Genomic DNA, 19,216 nt, shown 5'->3' with positions numbered 1-19,216 from the left:
AGAGGTCGCTCAATGAAACGTACCGCTCTGATTGCCTTTCTTACCATGCTCACGATCGGCTTCGCCCACGCCGAGGAACAGGACCTCAGCGTCGATGCGGACGATGACATGATCGAGTCAGAACTCATGCAGGAACTCGAACAGACCCAAGGCCAGGACATCGAGACCCTTCAGCAGGCCGTAGACGCCCTCGAACTGCGCAACGATCTGCTCGACGTACTGATGCAAAAAGAGGAACTGACCGACGGCGACCTGGCCATCATCCAGCAGCTCACACAAGACATCGAAAACGCCCTGGCGAAGGTCGAGGAAGAGGTCGGCACCATGCGTGACCGCGTGCAGGAAGTGCGCGCAAGCGCCGAAAGCCAGGGTCAGGAAGGCATTCGTGAGAGCGGCAAGGTGTATCTGGACCAGATCAGGACACTGATGCAGTAAGGCAAGCACCATCACCGACTTTGCTCAACCACACAAAGCCCGGCGGACGCCTTCACCGGGCTTTGCTAGGGTGCAGAGGGGGGCCATCGCCTCATCCCCGTCCCAACGCTAGGCACAAAGTTTGGCCCTTCAATCCGCCATCGGAATCTTCGCTTCGGCATCCAGCCGCTGGGCCGTCCGGTCCACCCGGCGCAGCCAGGCCAGCAGCACCGCGCCCAGCGCCACGAAGCCGCCGGCCAGCCACAGGCCGAGATCGTAGTGCCCCGTGGCCTCGGCAAGCATGCCGGTCAGCGCCGGGGCGGCGATCTGCGCCAGGCCGTAGGCCAGCGTCATGCGCCCCATCAGCCGGGCGGGGCTCTTGGGGTAGAGCCTGCCGGCCATGGTCAGCACCAGGCTCACGCAGCCAAGGAAAGTGCCGCCGTAAAGCACGGCGCTGAGCAGCACGCCGGCCAGGCTCGCGGTCAGCGCCGGCAGTAATATACCTACCACCTGCACGGACATGGCGGTGATCAGTGCCCCCAGATAGCCGATACGCCGGGCGACCAGATCCCACAGCATCACCGTTGGCGCAGCTGCCAGCCCCACCAGGGCGAAGGTCCAGTTCCCGGCACCGGCCAGCAGCGGCTCGCGCTCCACGATGGCAACGATGAAGGTGGCGCTGATGACGTAGCCGTAGCCGGCACAGAAGTAGGCGGCCAGCATCAGTCGCATGAACGTGCGGGTGGGCGGCGTCGCCTCGCGCGCTGCGCTGCCGGCCGCGCCTGCCAAGGGCTTTTCCGGGCGCGGAAGCCAGCGCCAGGCCGGCAACAGCAGCACCGCGGCCAGGGCGGTAAATCCCCACCACTGCGCACGCCAGCCCAAGGCGAGATACAGCATCAATTCCACTGCCAAGGCCGCAACCAGAATGCCTATGCCGAGCCCGGCGAAGTGGATGCCCAGTTCGCCGCGCTGCCGGTGGCCGATCAGCCAATGCAGAATCAGTCCCGAGGCAAGCAACATCGCGCCACTGCTGGAGAAGCCGGCGATGAAGCGCATGGCGGCCCATAGCCAGAAGCTCTCGGTCAGGGCCATGCCGGCGGTGGAAACTACCGCCAGCAGCAGCGTGATACGGTAGAGGGTATCCTTGAGCCGGATGCTGTGGATCGAAGCGGCCGCCAGGGCACCCAGCATGTAGCCGGCGTAGTTGAGGGCGGCCAGCCATCCGCCCTGGGCGTCGCTCAGCCAGGTCTGCTGCTGCATCACCGGCAGCAGCGGTGTATAGGCGAATCGCGCCACGCCGATGCAGAGTATCTGGCTGAATACCCCGGCCAGCAGCACCCGGTAGCGCGGGGGTAGGGCGAATGACGCTGTCATGCCAGGCACTCCCGAAACGGCATTGATTCTCTCTGCGCGTACTATAACCTTTAGCAACCTAACCGCCGACCCAGACATAGGAGTGAGGTATCGAATGGCAACCGTCTTCGCCCGCTTAAAGGAAGTAGCCTCGCCCACCATCGGCCTGGGCTGCATGAATCTCTCCCACGGCTACGGCAACCCGGTTGCCGAGGCCGAAGCGCTGCGCGCCCTGAATGAAGCCTTCGAGATGGGCTACCGCCACTTCGACACCGCCACGCTCTACGGCGCCACGGCCAACGAGCGGGTGGTAGGCAAGGCCCTCGCTAGCAAGCGGCACGAGATCCTGCTGGCCAGCAAGTGCGGCATGGCCATGGACCCTGAGCTGGGCAAGAAGGTGATCGACGGCCGCCCCGAGACGATCCGCCGGCAGTGCGAGGAGAGCCTGGAGCGCCTGCGCACCGACCACCTGGACCTCTACTATCTGCACCGTCTGGACCGCAACGTGCCCATCGAAGAGAGCGTCGGCGCGCTGGGTCGGCTGGTGGAAGAAGGCAAGGTGCGCGCCATCGGGCTCTCGGAAGTTTCCGCCGCCACCCTGCGCCGCGCTCGGGCCGAACACGCCATCGCCGCGGTGCAGTCCGAATACTCGCTGTGGACCCGCAACCCCGAGATCGCCCTGATCGACGCCTGCCGCGAAGCCGACACCGCGATGGTCGCCTTCAGCCCCCTGGGCCGCGGCTTCCTGGCCGGCGCCGTAACGGAAGCCACCCAGCTCACCGAAAACGACGTACGCCGCGGCATGCCGCGCTTCAGCGCCGAGAACCTGCCGCACAACCTGCGCCAGCTCGAAAAGCTCAAGGCCATCGCCAGCGAACAGGAAGTGACCACCGGCCAACTCGCCCTCGCCTGGCTCAAGGCCCAGGGCAACGACGTGATTCCCATCCCCGGCACCCGCTCCATTGCGCACATGCGCGAAAACCTGGCAGCCGAAGAACTGCACCTGGATGCCGACACCCTCGAACGGCTGAGCGAACTGCTGACACCGGACCAGGTGGCTGGCGCCCGTTACAGCGAGGCGCTGCAGGCGGAAATCGATACGGAGGAGTTTAGAAAATAGAGAGAAAGGTGGGTCACACCACCTCCGCCACCTCTTCAAACTCCAGCCTTGCCCCTCTTGCCCGCTGGCTTTCGGGGTCGCCCGTGCCGAGGTTGACCAGGAAGTTGCTCTTGTAGCGGCCGTCGGGGAAGAACTCTTCGTCGACGATGGCATTGTCGAAGCCGCTCATGGGACCGACGTCCAGGCCCAGCATGCGGGCGGCAATGATCAGGTAGGCGCCTTGCAGGGTGCCGTTGCGCCAGGCGGTGTCGCTGGTCGTTTCGGGGTTCTCGGCGAAGCGTTCGCGGGCGTTGGGCGAGCTGGGAAAGAGCTTGGGCATGTGTTGGTAGAAGCGCGTATCGACGGCGACGATCACCGTGACCGGAGCTTCGTGGGCCTTGTCGCGGTTGGCTTCGGAGAGCGCCGGCAGCAGGCGCGACTTGCCCTCTTCGCTCATCACGAAGACGTAACGAGACGGCTGGCTGTTCATCGAGGTGGGGCCCCACTTCAACAGGTCGTAGAGCCGGCGCAGGGTGGCCTCGTCGACGGGCTCCGGCCGAAAGCCGTAGTGAGTGTGTGCTTGGCGGAAGACGGTGTCGAGCGCAGTGTCGTCAAGTGGCTGACGAGGCATGAAATTCTCCAAGTCACGGTATTCTTAGACTCTACGCCTTTGCCATTGGCTCGTCACGGCTAGCGGCTCGTCTACCCGTTCAGCCAGCCGATGCCCGCATTGAGATACCCCGCGAAGCCGACCCAGGCCAGGTAGGGCACGAGTAGCCAGGCGGCGAGTGACGAAACGCGGGCGTAGCGGCTGATCGTGAGCAGGATGAGGCCCCACAGCAGCAACAGGTCGGCCAGGGCAACGAAGACCCAGTGCAGGCCGAAGAACAGGATCGACCAGAGCCCGTTGGCGGCGAGCTGGGCGACGAACGGCCACAGCACCGCGAAGCGCTTCGCTGCCGATACCCGCAGCGTGACCCGCCAGGCGGCAATGGCCATCATCAGGTAGAGCGTCGTCCAGGCCACCGGGAACAGCCAGTCGGGCGGGGTCATCGGCGGCTTGTCGAGCTCGGCGTACCAGATGCCCGGCGGCGTGAAAGCCCCCGTCATCGCAACGAGGGCGACCAGCAGCAGCCAACCGAACAGGATCAACAGCGAGTGGCGGGGGGCGACGGGAGCGTCGGCCATGTTCGACTCCTTGGCGTCTCGGTGCCGCCAGTGTGGGATGCCACCTCGGCAAATGCCAGGCGGCCACCGAGTGGGAAGCCTGCTCAGCCCTTACCGAGAACGGCCTCTACGGCGTCTCCCAGTCTCTCCACGATCTGTCCGAGTTCTACACAGCTCACGTTATAGGGCGGGGCGAGCAGGATATGATCGCCTACCACGCCATCCACAGTTCCTGTGCCGGGATAGACCATAAGTCCCCTTGCTCGGCATTCAACATCTACGGCTGCCGCAAGCCCACGTGTGCTGGAAAAGGGCTGCTTGCTCCCCCGGTCGGCGACCAGCTCGATGGCCTGCAGTAGCCCACGCCCACGTATGTCGCCAACGTGGGAATGATGACCGAGCCGTGCCTTGAGAAGATGACCCAGGATTTCTCCCTGGCGCACCACGTTAATGTCGAGTCTATCCTGGCGGATCACTTTTTGTACTGCCAACGCTGCGGCACAGGCCACTGGATGTGCCATGAAAGTGTGGCCATGCACGAACCTGCCGCTGCCTTCTGCAAAAGCCTGGTGAATGCGCTGGGTACACATTACGGCAGCAATCGACTGGTAGCCTCCAGCAAGCCCCTTGGCCAAGGTGACGATATCCGGTTGGACATCTTCCGCTTCACACGCGAGAAAGGGGCCCGTGCGGCTGGCACCGCACATGACTTCATCAAGAATCAAGAGTATCCCGTAGCGGTCGCAGATCTCGCGAATACGCTGGAAATAGCCAGGCACAGGGGGTACGGCTCCGCTGGTGGCGCCCACCACGGTTTCGGCGATGAAAGCTGATACGTTATCCGGACCAACCCTGAGAATTTCCTCTTCCAACGCGTCGGCGGCACGCTGACCGTAAGCCGGGAGCGACTCATCCGGCCGGCGACAATGGTAGTCGAAGCAGGGCTCAATACGCGGCGACTCGACCATCATGGGCGCATAGGGCCGACTGCGAGCCACATTTCCTCCGCGTGCCAGCGCCCCGAGCGTATTGCCGTGATAGCTCTGCAGGCGCGTAATAACCACATGTCGACCAGGCTCACCACGTTCGATGTGATATTGACGAGCCAGCTTGAGTGCAGCTTCCACGGCCTCGCTGCCGCTTCCGACGAACTGCACCTTCTCCAGAGGCAGCGGGGTGGCATCGCACAGGAATGCGGCCAGCTCTTCAGCTGCTTCGCTGGTAAAGGAGACATTGTGGGCGTAATCCAGCGCGGCAACTTGCTGACGAATAGCCTCGACCACGCGCGCATCGCCATGTCCAATGCAGGACACGGCGGCACCACCGCTGGCATCCAGGTAGCGCTTACCTGTCGAGTCGAGAATTTCGATGCCCGAGGCACTAACTGCCAACGGCGGAACGCAGTTCGCCATCCGGTGGAAAACGTGACTGGTGGTTGAAGTGGTCAACTCGGCGTTCCCCTATCCATTCAAGTGGTTGTAGGTGCCGGAGGCATAAAGCTCCTGCTCGATCCTGGCAATTCGCTCCGATGCCTCGTCACCGAGATGCGCCAGCAGCGCTACGATCAGGCTTTCGACCAACGCATTCGCGGCGGTAATAGAGGGAAAGAAGGACGGACTCTCGGGAGAAAAGAGCAGCACGGTATCCGCATGTGGGGTCAGTGGCGTGCCACGGCTGTCCGACAAGCAGATCAAACTTGCCCCCGAGCGCTCCACGGTGTGGGCGATGTGATTGATTTCACGACTGTACGGCTGAAAATTGATCGATAGCACCACGTCATTGCTGCGCAACGTCGACAGCTCGGTCACCAGGGAGGTGGCCTCGCTACCCAGCAGGAAGACATTGTCGCGAAGCATGCGGCACAAATAGGCGAAGGTGTGCCCTGGGCCGCGGCAACTCATGAAAGCGGAAATGAAAACCCTGTCAGCGCGAGCCAGGCACTCGGCAGCGGCGTGAAAATTTTCCGCGGAATTGACCGATGCCGTATGTTCAAGATTGGCCAAGTGGGAGTTGAAGGCTTCGGCCAGTAGATCGTTCTCGCCCTCTCGCGCCAGCACGGCTGACGCCTTACGGGCATAGGCGGCAGGCATTGAGCGCAGGTGTGCGGCATGGATGGTGCGGATATCCGACCAGTTCGCGAAGCCCAGGTAGCGAGAGAGCCTGACCAAGGTGGCCGGCGATACGCCGGCTCGTGCAGCCAGATCGCGCATGGAGAAGATCACCACGTCGTCGGGGTTGTCGAGTACGTAACGTGCCCCATCGGTCAGCCGGCGTGGCATGGCCGGGATCTCGCCCAGCATTCGTTCCTGTAGTTCTTCGAGAGTCACACGTCACTCCATGTGTGGCTGGATAAGGGGAAACCGTTCTTCAGTCGCATGGCTTGCTGCTTCCTACCGGCTTGCTTCTCGTTTGCCCACCCAGTTCGAAGTGCTGGCGAGGGACGCGTTGAAAAGGCAAGGCAGAAGTGTCCGCCATGGCAGGCCCCGGCACGTCGACCTGCACGACCTCATCGAATCCGTCGCCCAGCGCGGCGCGAAAATGGTTCTTGGCCTTGGCGAGCAGCAAGGGAATGGCTTCGGGGTCGATACCGTGCAGGAAAAAGTATTGCGGGTCGTTGGGAGCCTGACAGACCGACGTCACGATAATGCTCAGGGGGCCGGTACGAACGACCGCAGTGGGGCCCAGCTCGACGGTCATGCCTCGCTCCATGGGGCCGCTATTGATGAAGCGCCCTTCGGTCAGACGCACCACCTCAACCTCGCACCGCACCGGCTTGCCGAACCGAGTATCGTGGCGGCCGCCCAGATCAATCTCAAGCTGAGCTCCCTCGCCCTGATCATGAAGCCTGGCCGCGAGGTCCGGGTCATGAAAGAAGGCAAGCACCGACCCTACCGGCAACTCGTGTCGTAGTGCCGCCTCCAGCAGCCCCGGCGTGTCGGCCATGCCTCCTGAAAGGGGGTTGTCGGCCGGATCCAGCACAGCCACACGACGTCCCTCTTGCCAGGGACGCTGAGCCAGGCACTCGTCTACCGTGGGCAACACCGGGCGGAAGGCTGCGCGCCTGGCCAACATGGAACGCGCCAATCGTTCACCGACCGAGCGTCCCCGCGCAGGAGCGGTCGTCGTCACCAGCGCACCGGCATCGGTGGCCGGCAAGTCGGCATAGGCAAAGCTGGCGTAGGGATAGACGCCCAGGATGGCCTCGCCCTCCATATCCTCCAGCTGCCGGGCACAGGCTTCGATTTCCGCCATGGGGCCGTCCCCATCGGTGCGCATGTTGAAGCTCGGCAACACCCGGCCGATCCGGCTCATGACGACCTGGCTATACCGCCCTTGGGTCACGTTCTCAGCCAGCAGCTCAAGCGCGCGACGAGCGGCCTGATCCATGTCGACATGGGGATAGGTACGATAGACCGTCGCCACGTTCAGCGCCGCCACGAGCGCTTCGGTCGGGCAGCAGTGCATGTCGAACGAGGCGGCAATGGGCAGTTGGGGAAAGCGCTGCCGGAGCCGTTGCAACAGCGTCGTTTCAGGCGCGAGGTCCCGGGAGCCGCTACAGGCGCCGTGCAGCGAAAGATAGAGGGCGTCTACCTCGTCGAAAGCGGGCTCGGCGGCGATTTCGTCGATGATGGCGTCCAGCGTCGCCTGCTCCACCGGGCCTCCCGGCGGCGCCGAGGCGCAGCGTGAGACGACCAGCGTCACATCCTCCCGGTTGGCCGCCCAGTCGAGCGCCCCGCCGAGCTCCGTGGCGGTGCCGCGGTAGCGCTCTACGGCAGCCTCCCCGTAGAGCCATTCACGGGCGAGGAATTCCTCGTGCCCGACCCGCGTCGACGAGAAGGAGTTGGCTTCGTGCCAGAGACGCGCAATGCCGATCTTCACCGCTTCGCTCCTTGTGCGTGCTGCCTGGGGTTCAGCCATGCGCCGGCTCACGGAGTTGCGCCGCTACCGCATCCAGGCAACCCGTCAGGATGTCGACCAGGGTGTCGATCTCATCGGTCGTGATCACCAGGGGAGGCGCAAAGACGAGACCTTCGCGCACCGCCCGGGTGGCTAGCCCGCGCTCGAAGCAAAGGTTGCGCACCCGCGTCGCCACCGTACCCAGGGGCAGGTTGCCGCCCGGCTGAATGCTCTCGGGGCTCAGCTCTAGCGCGGCCATGGCCCCCAAGGTGCGCACCTCTCCCACCAAGGGGTGGTCGGCCAGAGCGCCGAGCCCTCCGGCCAGGGCGGGCGCTACGGTCTCTCGTACATGCTCGACCAGGCCCTCACGCTCGATGATGTTGAGGTTCTCCAGCGCCACCGCGGCCGCAACCGGATGCCCCGAGTAGGTGAAGCCATGGGGCAAGCGCCCCGGGCGCTCGAGCAGCGGCGCGACGACACGCTCGCCCACCGCCACGGCGGAGATCGGCTGATAGCCGGAAGAGAGCCCCTTGGCCATGGTCATGATGTCAGGCCGAATGTCGAATGTCTGGGCGCCGAACCAGTTGCCCGTTCTGCCGAAGCCGCAGACCACTTCGTCGCAGATCAAGAGGATATCGTAGCGCCGGCATATCGCCTGTACCCGCTGCCAGTAGCCGGCCGGCGGTACGATCACGCCCCCGGCGCCCATGATGGGCTCGCCGATGAACGCCCCCACCCGTTCCGGCCCGGCGGCGAGAATCGCCTCTTCCACCGAGCGCGCCGCGGCGTCGGCAAAGCGCTCCTCCTCCATGCCCTTGCCGCTCTCCCAGGCGTAAGGAGCCTCGGCATGGACCACATCGGGAATCGGGATGCCGGGTATGTCGTGCATGCTGCTCATACCACCGAGGCTGGCACCGGCGATGGTACTGCCATGATAGGCGTGCTTGCGGCTGACGATGACGCTGCGCTGAGGTTGCCCGACCGCCTGCCAGTAGTGGCGGACCAGGCGAATGGCGGTGTCGTTGGCCTCGGAACCGGAGTTGGCATAGAAGATATGCTCGAGTCCCTCGGGCAGCAGCCCGGCCAGCTTCTTCGATAGCTCGATGACGGGTTCATGGCTGGTCTGGAAGAAGGTGTTGTAGAAGGGCAGGCGGTCCATCTGGCGCCGCGCCACTTCGCTCAGCTCTGGGCGGCCATACCCGACATTCACGCACCAAAGACCCGCCATGCCGTCGAGCAGGCGCCGCCCCTGCGTGTCCCAAAGCCACACGCCTTGGCCATGGGTAATGATGCGCGGCCCGCCGTCGGCGGCCAGCTGCCGGTGGTCGGTGAAGGGGTGGAGATGATGCGCCAGGTCGTCTTGCTGGAGCGCATGATCGGCCTCAAAAGGCAGGTTCATGGGGCTTCCTCATTGTTGTTGAGAGCGTTGTTGAGAGCGTTGTTGGCGGCGTTGTGGGTGGCGGGTGTATCGAGCGGCCAGATCGGGCGTCGCAAGTGCCGGTACGGCAGCCTGTCGAGGCGCATCGACGCGATGCCGCCGGCATCCACCAGCAGGTAGCGCTGGGCCAGCGGCCCGAAGGCGGCACGGCAATGATTTCGGCTCTTGAGCGCGAGCAAACCCATCGAGGCGGGCTCGATACCGAACAGTCGCAGCAGGTTGCGATCGGTGACGGCCACGGCACGGCTCGTCACGATGACCTCGATGCCCCCTACCCCGCCGATGCGCAAGCGAGCACTCGGCCCCAGAGACTGCCGCGTGCCGGTCCACATCGGTCCCTCGCAGACGAAATTTCCATCAGAGAGACACACCACCTCAGCGGTTACTACCAGTGGAGGGGTCAGTTCAGGCACCCAGCGCCCGCCCAATTCGAAGGTGCCTTGCGCCCCGACCCCAAGCGCTGTCGCCCTGGCCACGCTCTGCTCATCGCACAAGGTGGCGAAGACTGCGTTTGATGCCTTGGCGTCGAGCAGAGCCCTGAGCAGCGTGGGTGAATCGCCGTAGGCACCACCCGAGGGATTGTCGGCGAAGTCGGCCAGCACCACGGGGCCTGTACCGTTAGCGCCCATGGCTTCTGCCACTGCCTGGTCCGCATCGGGGTAATCCAGTTCGACGGTGTCCGTCAACGCTTCGAAGCGCCGAACGAAACGCTCGGCAAGGGTTGTGCAACGCTGGCGGTCGTCACCGGTGACCACCACACTCGGCCCGGCATAGGGAAAGTCGGACCAGGGGAAGCCGATCTGCAGGCTGACAGTGGCAATGCCCGGCTCTGCCTCGAGCGCATCGGCCTCGGCCAGCAGCGCATTCATGGGCCCGGATGGTGAGGTGCGCCCGTGGGCCGCCGTATCCAGCAGCGCGGGCTGACGCCAGACGCGCTCGAACTGGGTTCCCTCCAGCCGCTTGGCCAGCAGACGAGCAGCGCGCTGGCCGGTGTCACGCTGGTCGACATGCGGGTAGCTGCGGTAGGCGGTCAGGGCATCACTGGCAGCCACCATGCGCGGGGAGACATTGGCGTGCATGTCCAGGGTGGCCACGATGGGTATGTCCTCCCCCACTACGCTGCGAACCGCCTCCAGCAGGGCAGCCTCGGCATCCGGCTCGTTCTCGGTCATCATGGCGCCGTGCAGGCCGAGTAGCACGGCATCCACCGCCCCGGCGCCATTGATCATGGCCACCAGTTCTTCGAGGAGTTCGGTCCACTCCGCCGCGGCCAGAGGGCCCGAAGGGGCGCAAGTTGCGGCAATCAGTGGCACCACTTGCCACTCCTGCCGTCGGGCTTCATCCAGAAAACCGGCAATCTCGGTATTGGTGTCCGCCAGCTCCCACAGCGCCTCGCCCCGCAGCAGGTAACGGGTAACGAAGTCGCTCAGCCGCGAGGTGCGCCGGTTGAAGCTGTTGGTTTCGTGCATTACGCAGCCAATGGCCACGCGCCTAGCCTGACGGGTCATAGCGCCACCCAGGTCGACTTCAGGTGGGTCACGTTATCGAAGGCGTGAAGCGACTTGTCGCGCCCTAGTCCCGACTCCTTCATGCCGCCGAAGGGTATGCTCATGTCGCCAGCGCGAATCGCGTTGATCCACACGGTACCGGCCTCGAGTGCCTGCTCCATGCGAAACGCCGTGGAAAGATCCCGGGTCCATACCGCTGCAGCCAGTCCATAGCGACTGTCGTTGGCCAAGCGTACCGCCTCCTCGGCCGTGTCGACCGTCATCACGCAGAGCACGGGACCGAAGACCTCCTCCCTGGCGATCTCCATGTCAGGGGAAATGTCATCCAGCACGGTGGGCGGATAGAAGGCCTCCGAACCGGCAGCGGCGGTGGGTTCTGCCCCTATCAGGGGGCGCGCGCCCTGGCGACGGGCACGGGCAACGAAACCGGAAACTGCATGGCAATGCTCGGGGCTGATCAGCGCCCCCATACGGGTTTCCGGGTCGAGAGGGTCCCCCGGTGTGAACTCAAGGGCGGCGTCGAGCAGGAGTTCGAGGAAGCGCGCCTTGATGCCGCGCTGCAGGATCAGGCGAGAACCGGCGTTACAGATCTCGCCTTGGTTGAAAAATATAGCCGCGGCGCTGGCCCGTGCAGCGGCCTCGAGGTCGGGACAATCGTCGAGCACGATGTTGGCCGATTTACCGCCGCACTCCAGCGATACCTTCTTCATGTTGGACTCACCGGCGTAGCGCAAGAAGGCCTTGCCCACCGCGGTCGAACCCGTGAAGCTGAGTGCCTGGACATCGGGATGTAGCCCTAGCGCCTGCCCCGCTTCCTCGCCGAAGCCCGGCACCACGTTGAGAACCCCATCTGGCAATCCGGCACGTTGGGCCAGGCGAGCAAAGCGCAACAGGGATAGCGGCGACTGTTCGGCGGGTTTGATCACCACGCTGTTGCCCGCCGCCAAGGCCGGGGCCAGCTTGGTCATTGCCATGACCAAGGGAAAGTTCCACGGCACCACCGAAGCCACCACGCCCACCGGAACGCGCCGAACGGTGGCAAGCGTTTCCATACCGGTCGGTGCGACCTCGCCATAGACCTTGTCGATGGCTTCGGCATACCAGCGCAGACAGCGCACCGCTGACGGCAGGTCGACCGAGAGGCTGTCGCGGATCGGCTTGCCGACATCCAGCGTTTCGGTGAGGGCCATATCCTCAGCCTCGCTCTGAAGCAGATCGGCGAGCCTGGTCAGCACATTGTTGCGCTCCGCCGGTGAGGCCCGGGACCAGTCGCCTCGCCGAAATACACCCTGAGCGGCCGCCACGGCAGCATCGACGTCTTCACCGTTGCATCGGGCCACGTCGGCAAGGCGCTTGCCTGTGGCCGGGTTGTATGTGGCGAAGCGTTGCCCGGAACTCGACGCGATGAATCGCCCATCGATGAAGGCGTCGCATTCGAACTCGAGCCGAGCAGCGCGCTCCGCCCAGTCGATGCGAGAGGTTTCACGGTTCGTGCTTGTCATTTCGGTCTCCTTGCCTGCTCAAGGGCGGTTGGCACTGAGCCGGCGTTCCATGGCCAGCACGCCTTGGCCAAGCGTGAAGGTAAGCGCCAAGTAGATAAGGGCAGCCGTGGAGAGAATTTCGATCGGCATATAGGTTTCGGCCACCAGGTTGCGTGCCACGCCGGTGATGTCCAGCAGGGTCACGGTGGAAGCCAGCGAGCTGGCCTTGACCATCAGGATCATCTCGTTGCCATAGGCGGGAAGCGCATGCCGCAGGGCCTGGGGCCAGACGATGCGAAAGAAGGTGGTGAACGGGGCCATGCCACAGGCGCGCGCCGCTTCGAGCTGACCATGGGGCACCGCCTTGATACCGCCACGAATGACCTCGGCGGTATAGGCGCCGGTGTTCAAGGCGAAAGCGATCAGGGCGCACCAGTAGGGCTGACGCAGAACGGGCCACAGGAAACTGTCCCGAATGGCCTCGAACTGGGAGAGTCCGTAATAGATGAGAAATATCTGCACCAACAGCGGCGTGCCGCGGAAGAAAAATACGTATCCCACGGCAATCGAGCGCAGAATGGGGTTGCCGTATAGCCGTGCCAGTGCCGTGGGAAGCGCCATGCAAAAACCGATCAACAGCGCCACTACCACCAGCTCGAGCGTTACCCATAGACCCTGGAGCAGAGCCGGCACGCTTTCGATCATCAGCGACAGGTTCATGCGACACTCCTCTCGATGACGCCTCGGTTGGCGCGCTGCTCGAGTTTGCGCTGCGCCAGCATGGCCAGCGCCGTGAGGCACAGGTAGATGAGCGCAGCGGTAAGAAAGAACGTGAAGGGCTGCTTGGTGTAACCGACTGCCACCTCGGTCTGGCGCATCAGTTCGTCCAGGCCAATGACGGACACCAGGGCGGTCTCCTTGAGTATGATCAGGAAGGTATTGCCCAGCCCGGGCAGTGCGAACCGCCAGACCTGAGGCAGCACGATTCGCCAGCCAATAGTGAGCGAGGTCATGCCGCAGGCCTTGGCCGCTTCAACCTGACCTTTCGGTACCGCCTGGATGGCGGCCCGCAGGATTTCGGTGCCATAGGCGCCAAAAGTCAGGGAGAGCGCCGCCACACCCGCGGCGAAGGCCGAGACATCGATATAGCTGTCGTAGCCCAGCTGGTCGGCAACGGCGTTGACGATGACGACACCGCCAAAATAGATGAACAGAATGACCACCAGCTCCGGAATACCGCGGAACAGAGTGGTATAAACGCCTGCCACGAAGCGCAGCAAACGCGATTCCGACAGTTTCATTGTCGCGCCCAGCAGGCTGAAGCCGAGCCCGATAATCACAGAAGTCAGAGCGAGTTGGACCGTAACCCACGTGCCTTCCAGCAGCAGGTGGCCGAAACCGAACAGGTCGAACATGAGGCTTCCCGATTCTTGCACCGCCCGGACGGCCCATGATGAGCCCTCCGGATGGTGCGGCTGTCATTGCGGACGGATGGAGAAGGAAAAATACTTGGCGCTAATATCGTCGTAGACGCCATTCTCCATAATCGTGACCAGCGCCTCATCGAACTGCTCGAGAAGCTCGGGATCGTCTTTGTTGATGGCGATACCAGCGCCCTCACCGATATAGGCAACGTTGAGTACCGGCTCACCCTTGATCTCATAGGCTCCGTTGGCGTTCTCGTCGATCCACTCCTGCATGAGCACGGCCTGGCCGACAACGCCATCGAGGCGCCCCGATTGCAGGTCGAGGTTGTGGTTTTCCACGGTGTCGTAGGTATTGACGGTGGCCTGGGGGTACTCGCCATCCAATAAGTTGGCATAGGTGGTGGCTCGCTGGACACCGATGACCTTGCCGTCCAGCTTGTCGGCTTCGAAGGCAATATCACTGTCAACGGGAGCGACGAGAGCGGCACCTACCTGATAGTAGGGTCGCGTGAAGTTGACGGCCTCCTTGCGTTTCTCGGTGATCGACATGGAGGCCACGATGGCATCGTAGCGTCCCGTGACCAGCCCCGGAATGATCCCATCCCAGGCCTGGGCGACGATCTCGCAATCCGCCTCCATTTCGGCACAGAGCGCCTTGGCGATATCCACGTCGAAGCCTTTCAACTCACCGCTTTCATCGATGTAGTTGAAAGGGGGATAGGCCCCTTCGGTGGCGATGCGAATGGTGTCGGCATGGACAGTACCTGACACCAGAGAGCCGGCGATGATGCTGAGTACGAGCAGTTTGGTTTTCATTGAAAATACCCTCCTGATTGGATTTGTTGTTGCTTGGGCAGCGGCTATCACAGCCGGGAAAGAAACTGTCGGCAGCGTTCCGAGCGCGGGTTGCCGAACACCTCCTCGGGAGCCCCTTCTTCCTCGACTTTTCCTTCGTGGAAAAACATGACGTGGGAGGAAACCTCTCTTGCGAAGCGCATTTCATGTGTCACGACAACCATCGTGCATCCTTCATCGGCAAGAAGTTGCATGACACGCAGCACTTCTCCCACGAGTTCGGGGTCGAGTGCGGAAGTCGGCTCGTCGAAAAGCAGAGCCGCGGGTTCCATGGCCAGCGCCCGGGCAATGGCCGCCCGCTGCTGCTGGCCGCCGGAAAGCTGGGCAGGATAGCTGTCGCGCTTGTCGCTCAGGCCGACCTTGTCGAGAAGCGACTCGGCTCGCTCGATGGCCTTTGCCCGGCTCAAGCCCTGCACGCGCATGGGGGCTTCGGTGAGGTTCTGCAGAATGGTGAAGTGGGTCCATAGATTGAAATCCTGGAACACCATGCCGAGCTCGGACCTGATGCGACGTAGCTGTCGCCTATCGGTGGGTTCCAATCCTTGCTTGCCGGGGCGCAGGCGCACCTCTTCACCGGCCACGCGAATCGCCCCGGCATCGGGACGTTCCAGCAGATTCAAGCAGCGAAGGAAGGTCGATTTTCCCGATCCGGAAGAGCCGATGATCGAGATTACATCACCGCGCTTCGCTTCAAGGTCGATGCCTCGCAGCACTTTCAGCGAACCGTAACTTTTTTCTATGCCACGTATGTCCAGGGCAAGTGATGCCGCTGTCTCCGCCATGGATCTCTCCCACATATTGTTTTTGTCGCCTTACGCGCTGCGCTCGGCAGACGCCTTGTTAGAAACAAGTGTTTCTCATCATGAGTAAAAAAACAAATGTTTTTTATGAGTCCGAATCCCCTACCGCCTCAACGGGCCGAAGGATGGGCGAAACGGCTCTTCCGTTCTGCTAACTTGAGAGGAACCATGAAAAGAAGGAAATTCATCGACATGCCTGTCTTGCGCCGCACCACTCTGCTGAACGCTTGCTTGGTTCTCCTGCTTCCCCTGTCGGCCTTGGCCCAGCAACCCATGCCGGAATACCAGGCCTACGAGGACGCCCTGGCCCGAGGCGAGCGCCAGGCCAACGTTTGGCAGTACGGCTGGGCCGGGGTCTATGCCACCTCGTTGGCGTTCAATGGCTACCAGTCCAGCGAGGCGGACGACCGCGACGACCGTTACGATGCCCGCGTGGGCGTGGTGAAGTCGGCGCTGGCGCTGGCTGGCACGCTGATGGATGACCAACCGCACCCGGCCGCCTACCGCGAGCTGAGAGAAGGCGATGGCAATATCGAGAGTGCCCGCCGGCTGTTGCATGCGGTGGCGGAGGAAGAACGCCAGCGCCGCAGCCTGCGGGCACGCCTGGGCTCGTTGGCGATCAATGCCGCTTCGGGGCTGTTGATCGGCGTGGGCGACGGCCGTGGCCGCGACGGAGCGATCAACTTCGCCACCGGCATGCTGATCAGCGAGCTACAGCTGCAGACCCAACCACGCCAGGCCTCAGTGGCCATCAACCGCTTCAAGCCGGCGCGGGTCTCTCTGGGCGACATTCATCTCGAAGGCGAGTATGCCCTGCTGGTGGCGCCCAATCAGGTGGGGGTCGCGCTGCGCTATTGAGAGGAACTGCTGAACGACGCTACGCCTCCTGACATGGTTATCGAGGATGTGGCCGCTTGGCTGGCCAGATTTGTTATGATATAACATTTTACAAATAGCAGCCTGACACTTTCCCATGCTCGACACGCTTCTGTGGTGGCTCACGTCACCTTTCGATTACGTCTTCATGCGCCGCGCCCTGGTCGCCTGCCTGGCGCTCTCGCTCACGGCGCCCATTCTCGGGGTGTTGCTGACGCTGCGCGGCATGAGCCTGATGGGCGAGGCGCTGTCGCATGCGATCATGCCGGGCGTCGCCATCGCCTTCATGCTGGCCGGTTTTTCGCTGCCGCTGATGATGCTCGGGGGCGTGCTGGCGGGCCTGGTCACCGTGGCGCTCGCCGGTGGCGTCACTCAGTTCAGCGGCCGCCATGGCCAGCCTGGTCCTGATTGCCATGGCCGGCGGGGTAACCATCGTCAGCCTTTCGGGCAATGCCCTGGACCTCGGCCATGTCCTGTTCGGCAGCATACTGGCGGTGGATGGCCGTACGCTGGGGCTGGTGGCGCTTGGCAGCAGCACGATCCTGGTGGGCCTGGCGATCGCCTTTCGCGCCTTGGTGGTCGAATGCCTCGACCCGCTGTTCCTGACGCTTCAGGGGCGCCATGCCGGCTGGACGCATGCCCTGTCCATGGTGCTGGTGGTGATCAGCCTGGTGATCGGCTTTCAAACGCTGGGCACCTTGATGGCAGCCGGGTTGATGCTGCTGCCCGCCGCCGCCGCGCGCTACTGGAGCCAGCGGCTCGAGGGCATGATCGCCATTGCCATTGGCATCGCCCTGGCGTCCAGCGTGGTGGGGCTGCTGGTGTCCTACAACGCTGGCCTGCCTTCCGGCCCTTCGATTATCCTGCTGGCGGGGCTGGGGTACTGTGCGTCGGTCGTGTTGGGCCCCTACCGTGGGTTGAAAACGGGTACCCGTTGGCCGAAGCGCGTCGTGTCGTCGCGGCATGCCGGGCAGTTACGCTGACAGGGTTCCCTTTTATGTCGAATTCTGGATACTGCCGCCCTTGGATCGGCCGATTGCCGTTATTCAATGTCGCAATGAAGACTCCCCCTTTGTCGGGCGTCTTGTTATGTTATATCTTAATTGTTTTTTGCGAGGGCCACTCATGGCACACCGCACGCATCGGCATCGCCCCGAGGGGCCGTGCCATTTTTCGCTGATGTCGCTTTCCGCCTCGCGCCGCCTGTTTCTGGTCGCCGCGCCGCTGGGCGTGCTCTGGTTCGCCGTCTCCTGGGCGGCTGGGTGGTGGGGCTGATGGCCGAGACTCACTCCTCACGCCTGGAACTCGAGGATCTGCAGCTGGCCCAGGCCAACCGCACCGTACTCGAACACGTGAGCGGCCGCTTTCGCGACGGTGCGATCACCGCCCTGGTGGGCGCCAATGGCGCCGGCAAGAGCACCCTGATCCAGGGCATCATGGGTATGCTGCGCCCGGTGAAGGGCAAGGTACGCTGCACGGTTCCCAAGGAGCGGCGCGCCTGGCTGCCCCAGCAGCTGGCGCTCGATCTCACTTTTCCCATGAGCGTGGAAGAGCTGGTGATGACCGGCAGCTGGCCGAGCCACGGCGCGCTCACCGGCTACTGTGCCCGCCACTACCGCCGTGGCCGCGAGGTGATGGCGCGCCTGGGGATCTCGCACCTGGCCCACCGCCCGCTGGGCGAGCTTTCCGGCGGCCAGCGCCAGCGCGCGCTGATCGGCCGCACCCTGATGCAGGAAGCCGAACTGCTGCTGCTCGACGAGCCCTTCGCCAACGTCGATGCGGAAACCGTCGAGGTGCTGATGACGGTACTGCGTGACATGGCGGCCGAAGGCGCCACCATCATCGTGGTCCTGCATGACATGGAGCAGCTCGCCCGCCTGTCGGAGGAAGTCGTGGTGCTGACGGGCGGTCACGCCCGCTGGACCACCGCCCAGGCCGTGCTGCAGAGCCAGCCTACCAGCGTCGGTTCGGCACGTCTCGCGCTGGGTATGCCGGGGGTCGATGCATGATGGAGCTGCTTTACGAGTGGCTGATCGCGCCCTTCGACTACGGTTTCATGCGCCGCGCGGCGGTGGCCGGCCTGGCCCTGTCGCTGGCCGCCCCGCCCATTGGCGTGTTCCTGATGCTGCGCGGCATGAGCCTGATCGGCGATGCCATGGCGCATGCCATTCTGCCGGGCGTGGCACTGGGCTTTCTGCTGGCGGGCTTCTCGCTGCCGATCATGAGCCTGGGCGGCGTGCTGTCGGGGTTATTGATTGCAGTGCTGGCCGGCAGCGTGTCGCAAATGACCGGGCATCGGGAGGACTCGGCCATGGCCAGCTTCTTCCTGATCTCGCTGGCGGCGGGGGTCATGCTGGTCTCGCTGGGTGGCAGCAGCGTCGATCTCACCCATGTGCTGTTCGGCTCGATCCTGGCGGTGAACTCCACCGCGCTGGTGCTGATCGCGACGATCAGCAGCGTGATCGTGATCACTCTGGCGCTGATCTTCCGCGCCCTGGTGGTCGAATGCCTCGACCCGCTGTTCCTGCGCGGCCAGGGCATGCAGGGCAGCCTGGTGCACGGCATCTTCCTCGGCCTGGTGGTACTCAACCTCACTGCCGGCTTCCAGACCCTGGGCACCCTGATGGCCGTGGGTCTGATGATGCTGCCGGCCACTACGGCGCGCTTCTGGAGCAAGCGCCTGGAGGGGCTGATCACCGTCGCCATCCTGCTGGCCGTTGTCGCCAGCCTCGGCGGCCTGCTGCTCTCCTACCATCTCAGCGTTCCTTCGGGGCCGGCCATCATCCTGCTGGCAGGCGTGGGCTACATGCTCTCCGCCCTTCTCGGCCGCCACCACAGCCTGAGGGCGAAGCTGCAGCGCCATGCCGTCCCCCTGGGCACGCCAGAACCGCACTGAATAGA

At 63.8% G+C, this 19,216-nt stretch carries 20 protein-coding genes and 1 pseudogene; 8 read left to right on the top strand and 13 right to left on the bottom strand.

Going from position 1 to position 19,216, the window contains the following annotated elements:
• Positions 1-12 precede the first annotated feature (12 nt).
• Positions 13-435, top strand: coding sequence for a DUF6746 family protein (locus HNO52_RS01405; protein ID WP_197567311.1), 423 nt, complete (start codon positions 13-15; stop codon positions 433-435).
• Between the two features lie 129 nt (positions 436-564).
• Here HNO52_RS01405 and HNO52_RS01400 read toward each other — a convergent pair whose 3' ends face one another.
• Positions 565-1,788, bottom strand: a complete 1,224-nt coding sequence (locus tag HNO52_RS01400; protein ID WP_197567310.1) for a YbfB/YjiJ family MFS transporter — start codon at positions 1,786-1,788, stop codon at positions 565-567.
• Between the two features lie 94 nt (positions 1,789-1,882).
• Between HNO52_RS01400 and HNO52_RS01395 the strand changes: the two genes are divergently transcribed.
• Positions 1,883-2,887, top strand: coding sequence for an aldo/keto reductase (locus HNO52_RS01395; protein ID WP_197567309.1), 1,005 nt, complete (start codon positions 1,883-1,885; stop codon positions 2,885-2,887).
• Positions 2,888-2,900: 13 nt separating this feature from the next.
• Here HNO52_RS01395 and HNO52_RS01390 read toward each other — a convergent pair whose 3' ends face one another.
• The 12 genes from HNO52_RS01390 to HNO52_RS01335 form a co-directional block, all read right to left on the bottom strand.
• Positions 2,901-3,497: a malonic semialdehyde reductase gene (locus HNO52_RS01390; RefSeq protein WP_197567308.1), complete on the bottom strand. Its 597-nt coding sequence runs from the start codon at positions 3,495-3,497 to the stop codon at positions 2,901-2,903.
• A 71-nt stretch (positions 3,498-3,568) separates the two neighbouring features.
• Positions 3,569-4,054 carry a TspO/MBR family protein gene (locus HNO52_RS01385; RefSeq protein ID WP_197567307.1) on the bottom strand — a complete coding sequence of 162 codons (486 nt, stop codon included), beginning with the start codon at positions 4,052-4,054 and terminating at the stop codon, positions 3,569-3,571.
• Between the two features lie 83 nt (positions 4,055-4,137).
• Complete coding sequence (locus HNO52_RS01380) at positions 4,138-5,481, bottom strand: aspartate aminotransferase family protein (protein WP_269476072.1); 1,344 nt, start codon at positions 5,479-5,481, stop codon at positions 4,138-4,140.
• Between the two features lie 12 nt (positions 5,482-5,493).
• A complete protein-coding gene (locus HNO52_RS01375) occupies positions 5,494-6,360 on the bottom strand; it encodes a MurR/RpiR family transcriptional regulator (RefSeq protein WP_197567306.1) in 867 nt (288 codons plus the stop codon).
• Positions 6,361-6,400: 40 nt separating this feature from the next.
• Positions 6,401-7,951: a M81 family metallopeptidase gene (locus tag HNO52_RS01370; RefSeq protein ID WP_197567305.1), complete on the bottom strand. Its 1,551-nt coding sequence runs from the start codon at positions 7,949-7,951 to the stop codon at positions 6,401-6,403.
• Positions 7,944-9,329, bottom strand: a complete 1,386-nt coding sequence (locus HNO52_RS01365) for an aminotransferase (RefSeq protein WP_197567304.1) — start codon at positions 9,327-9,329, stop codon at positions 7,944-7,946. The genes HNO52_RS01370 and HNO52_RS01365 overlap by 8 nt, the downstream gene beginning before the upstream one ends.
• Positions 9,326-10,876 (bottom strand): M81 family metallopeptidase, encoded by a 1,551-nt coding sequence (locus tag HNO52_RS01360; protein ID WP_197567303.1) that lies wholly within the window; start codon positions 10,874-10,876, stop codon positions 9,326-9,328. Before HNO52_RS01360 ends, HNO52_RS01365 begins: the two co-directional genes overlap by 4 nt.
• Positions 10,873-12,378 carry an aldehyde dehydrogenase family protein gene (locus HNO52_RS01355; protein ID WP_197567302.1) on the bottom strand — a complete coding sequence of 502 codons (1,506 nt, stop codon included), beginning with the start codon at positions 12,376-12,378 and terminating at the stop codon, positions 10,873-10,875. The genes HNO52_RS01360 and HNO52_RS01355 overlap by 4 nt, the downstream gene beginning before the upstream one ends.
• A gap of 18 nt (positions 12,379-12,396) precedes the next feature.
• Entirely contained in the window at positions 12,397-13,077 is a 681-nt protein-coding gene (locus HNO52_RS01350) for an ABC transporter permease (protein ID WP_197567301.1), read from the bottom strand.
• Complete coding sequence (locus HNO52_RS01345) at positions 13,074-13,772, bottom strand: ABC transporter permease (RefSeq protein ID WP_197567300.1); 699 nt, start codon at positions 13,770-13,772, stop codon at positions 13,074-13,076. Before HNO52_RS01345 ends, HNO52_RS01350 begins: the two co-directional genes overlap by 4 nt.
• A gap of 63 nt (positions 13,773-13,835) precedes the next feature.
• A complete protein-coding gene (locus HNO52_RS01340) occupies positions 13,836-14,600 on the bottom strand; it encodes a transporter substrate-binding domain-containing protein (protein ID WP_197567299.1) in 765 nt (254 codons plus the stop codon).
• A gap of 47 nt (positions 14,601-14,647) precedes the next feature.
• Positions 14,648-15,421 (bottom strand): ABC transporter ATP-binding protein, encoded by a 774-nt coding sequence (locus HNO52_RS01335; RefSeq protein WP_197567298.1) that lies wholly within the window; start codon positions 15,419-15,421, stop codon positions 14,648-14,650.
• A gap of 210 nt (positions 15,422-15,631) precedes the next feature.
• Here HNO52_RS01335 and HNO52_RS01330 point away from each other — a divergent pair, with 210 nt between their 5' ends.
• From HNO52_RS01330 to HNO52_RS01310, 6 genes and pseudogenes are all read left to right on the top strand, one after another.
• Positions 15,632-16,297 carry a hypothetical protein gene (locus tag HNO52_RS01330; protein WP_197567297.1) on the top strand — a complete coding sequence of 222 codons (666 nt, stop codon included), beginning with the start codon at positions 15,632-15,634 and terminating at the stop codon, positions 16,295-16,297.
• A 115-nt stretch (positions 16,298-16,412) separates the two neighbouring features.
• A pseudogene (locus HNO52_RS21385) lies at positions 16,413-16,604 on the top strand (metal ABC transporter permease); the annotation flags it as partial.
• A 100-nt stretch (positions 16,605-16,704) separates the two neighbouring features.
• On the top strand, positions 16,705-17,298 hold the full coding sequence (locus HNO52_RS01325) for a metal ABC transporter permease (protein ID WP_442907093.1): 594 nt from the start codon (positions 16,705-16,707) through the stop codon (positions 17,296-17,298).
• Positions 17,299-17,440: 142 nt separating this feature from the next.
• Positions 17,441-17,590, top strand: a complete 150-nt coding sequence (locus tag HNO52_RS01320) for a hypothetical protein (RefSeq protein WP_197567296.1) — start codon at positions 17,441-17,443, stop codon at positions 17,588-17,590.
• Positions 17,590-18,324: a metal ABC transporter ATP-binding protein gene (locus tag HNO52_RS01315; protein WP_197567295.1), complete on the top strand. Its 735-nt coding sequence runs from the start codon at positions 17,590-17,592 to the stop codon at positions 18,322-18,324. The genes HNO52_RS01320 and HNO52_RS01315 overlap by 1 nt, the downstream gene beginning before the upstream one ends.
• Positions 18,321-19,211, top strand: coding sequence for a metal ABC transporter permease (locus HNO52_RS01310; RefSeq protein ID WP_197567294.1), 891 nt, complete (start codon positions 18,321-18,323; stop codon positions 19,209-19,211). The genes HNO52_RS01315 and HNO52_RS01310 overlap by 4 nt, the downstream gene beginning before the upstream one ends.
• Positions 19,212-19,216: the final 5 nt, after the last annotated feature.

Origin of the sequence: Halomonas sp. MCCC 1A13316 (assembly GCF_014931605.1) — a bacterium.
Classification (GTDB): domain Bacteria; phylum Pseudomonadota; class Gammaproteobacteria; order Pseudomonadales; family Halomonadaceae; genus Halomonas.
The sequence above is the reverse complement of the archived record's forward strand: the minus strand, read 5'-3'. Positions and strand labels throughout refer to the sequence as shown.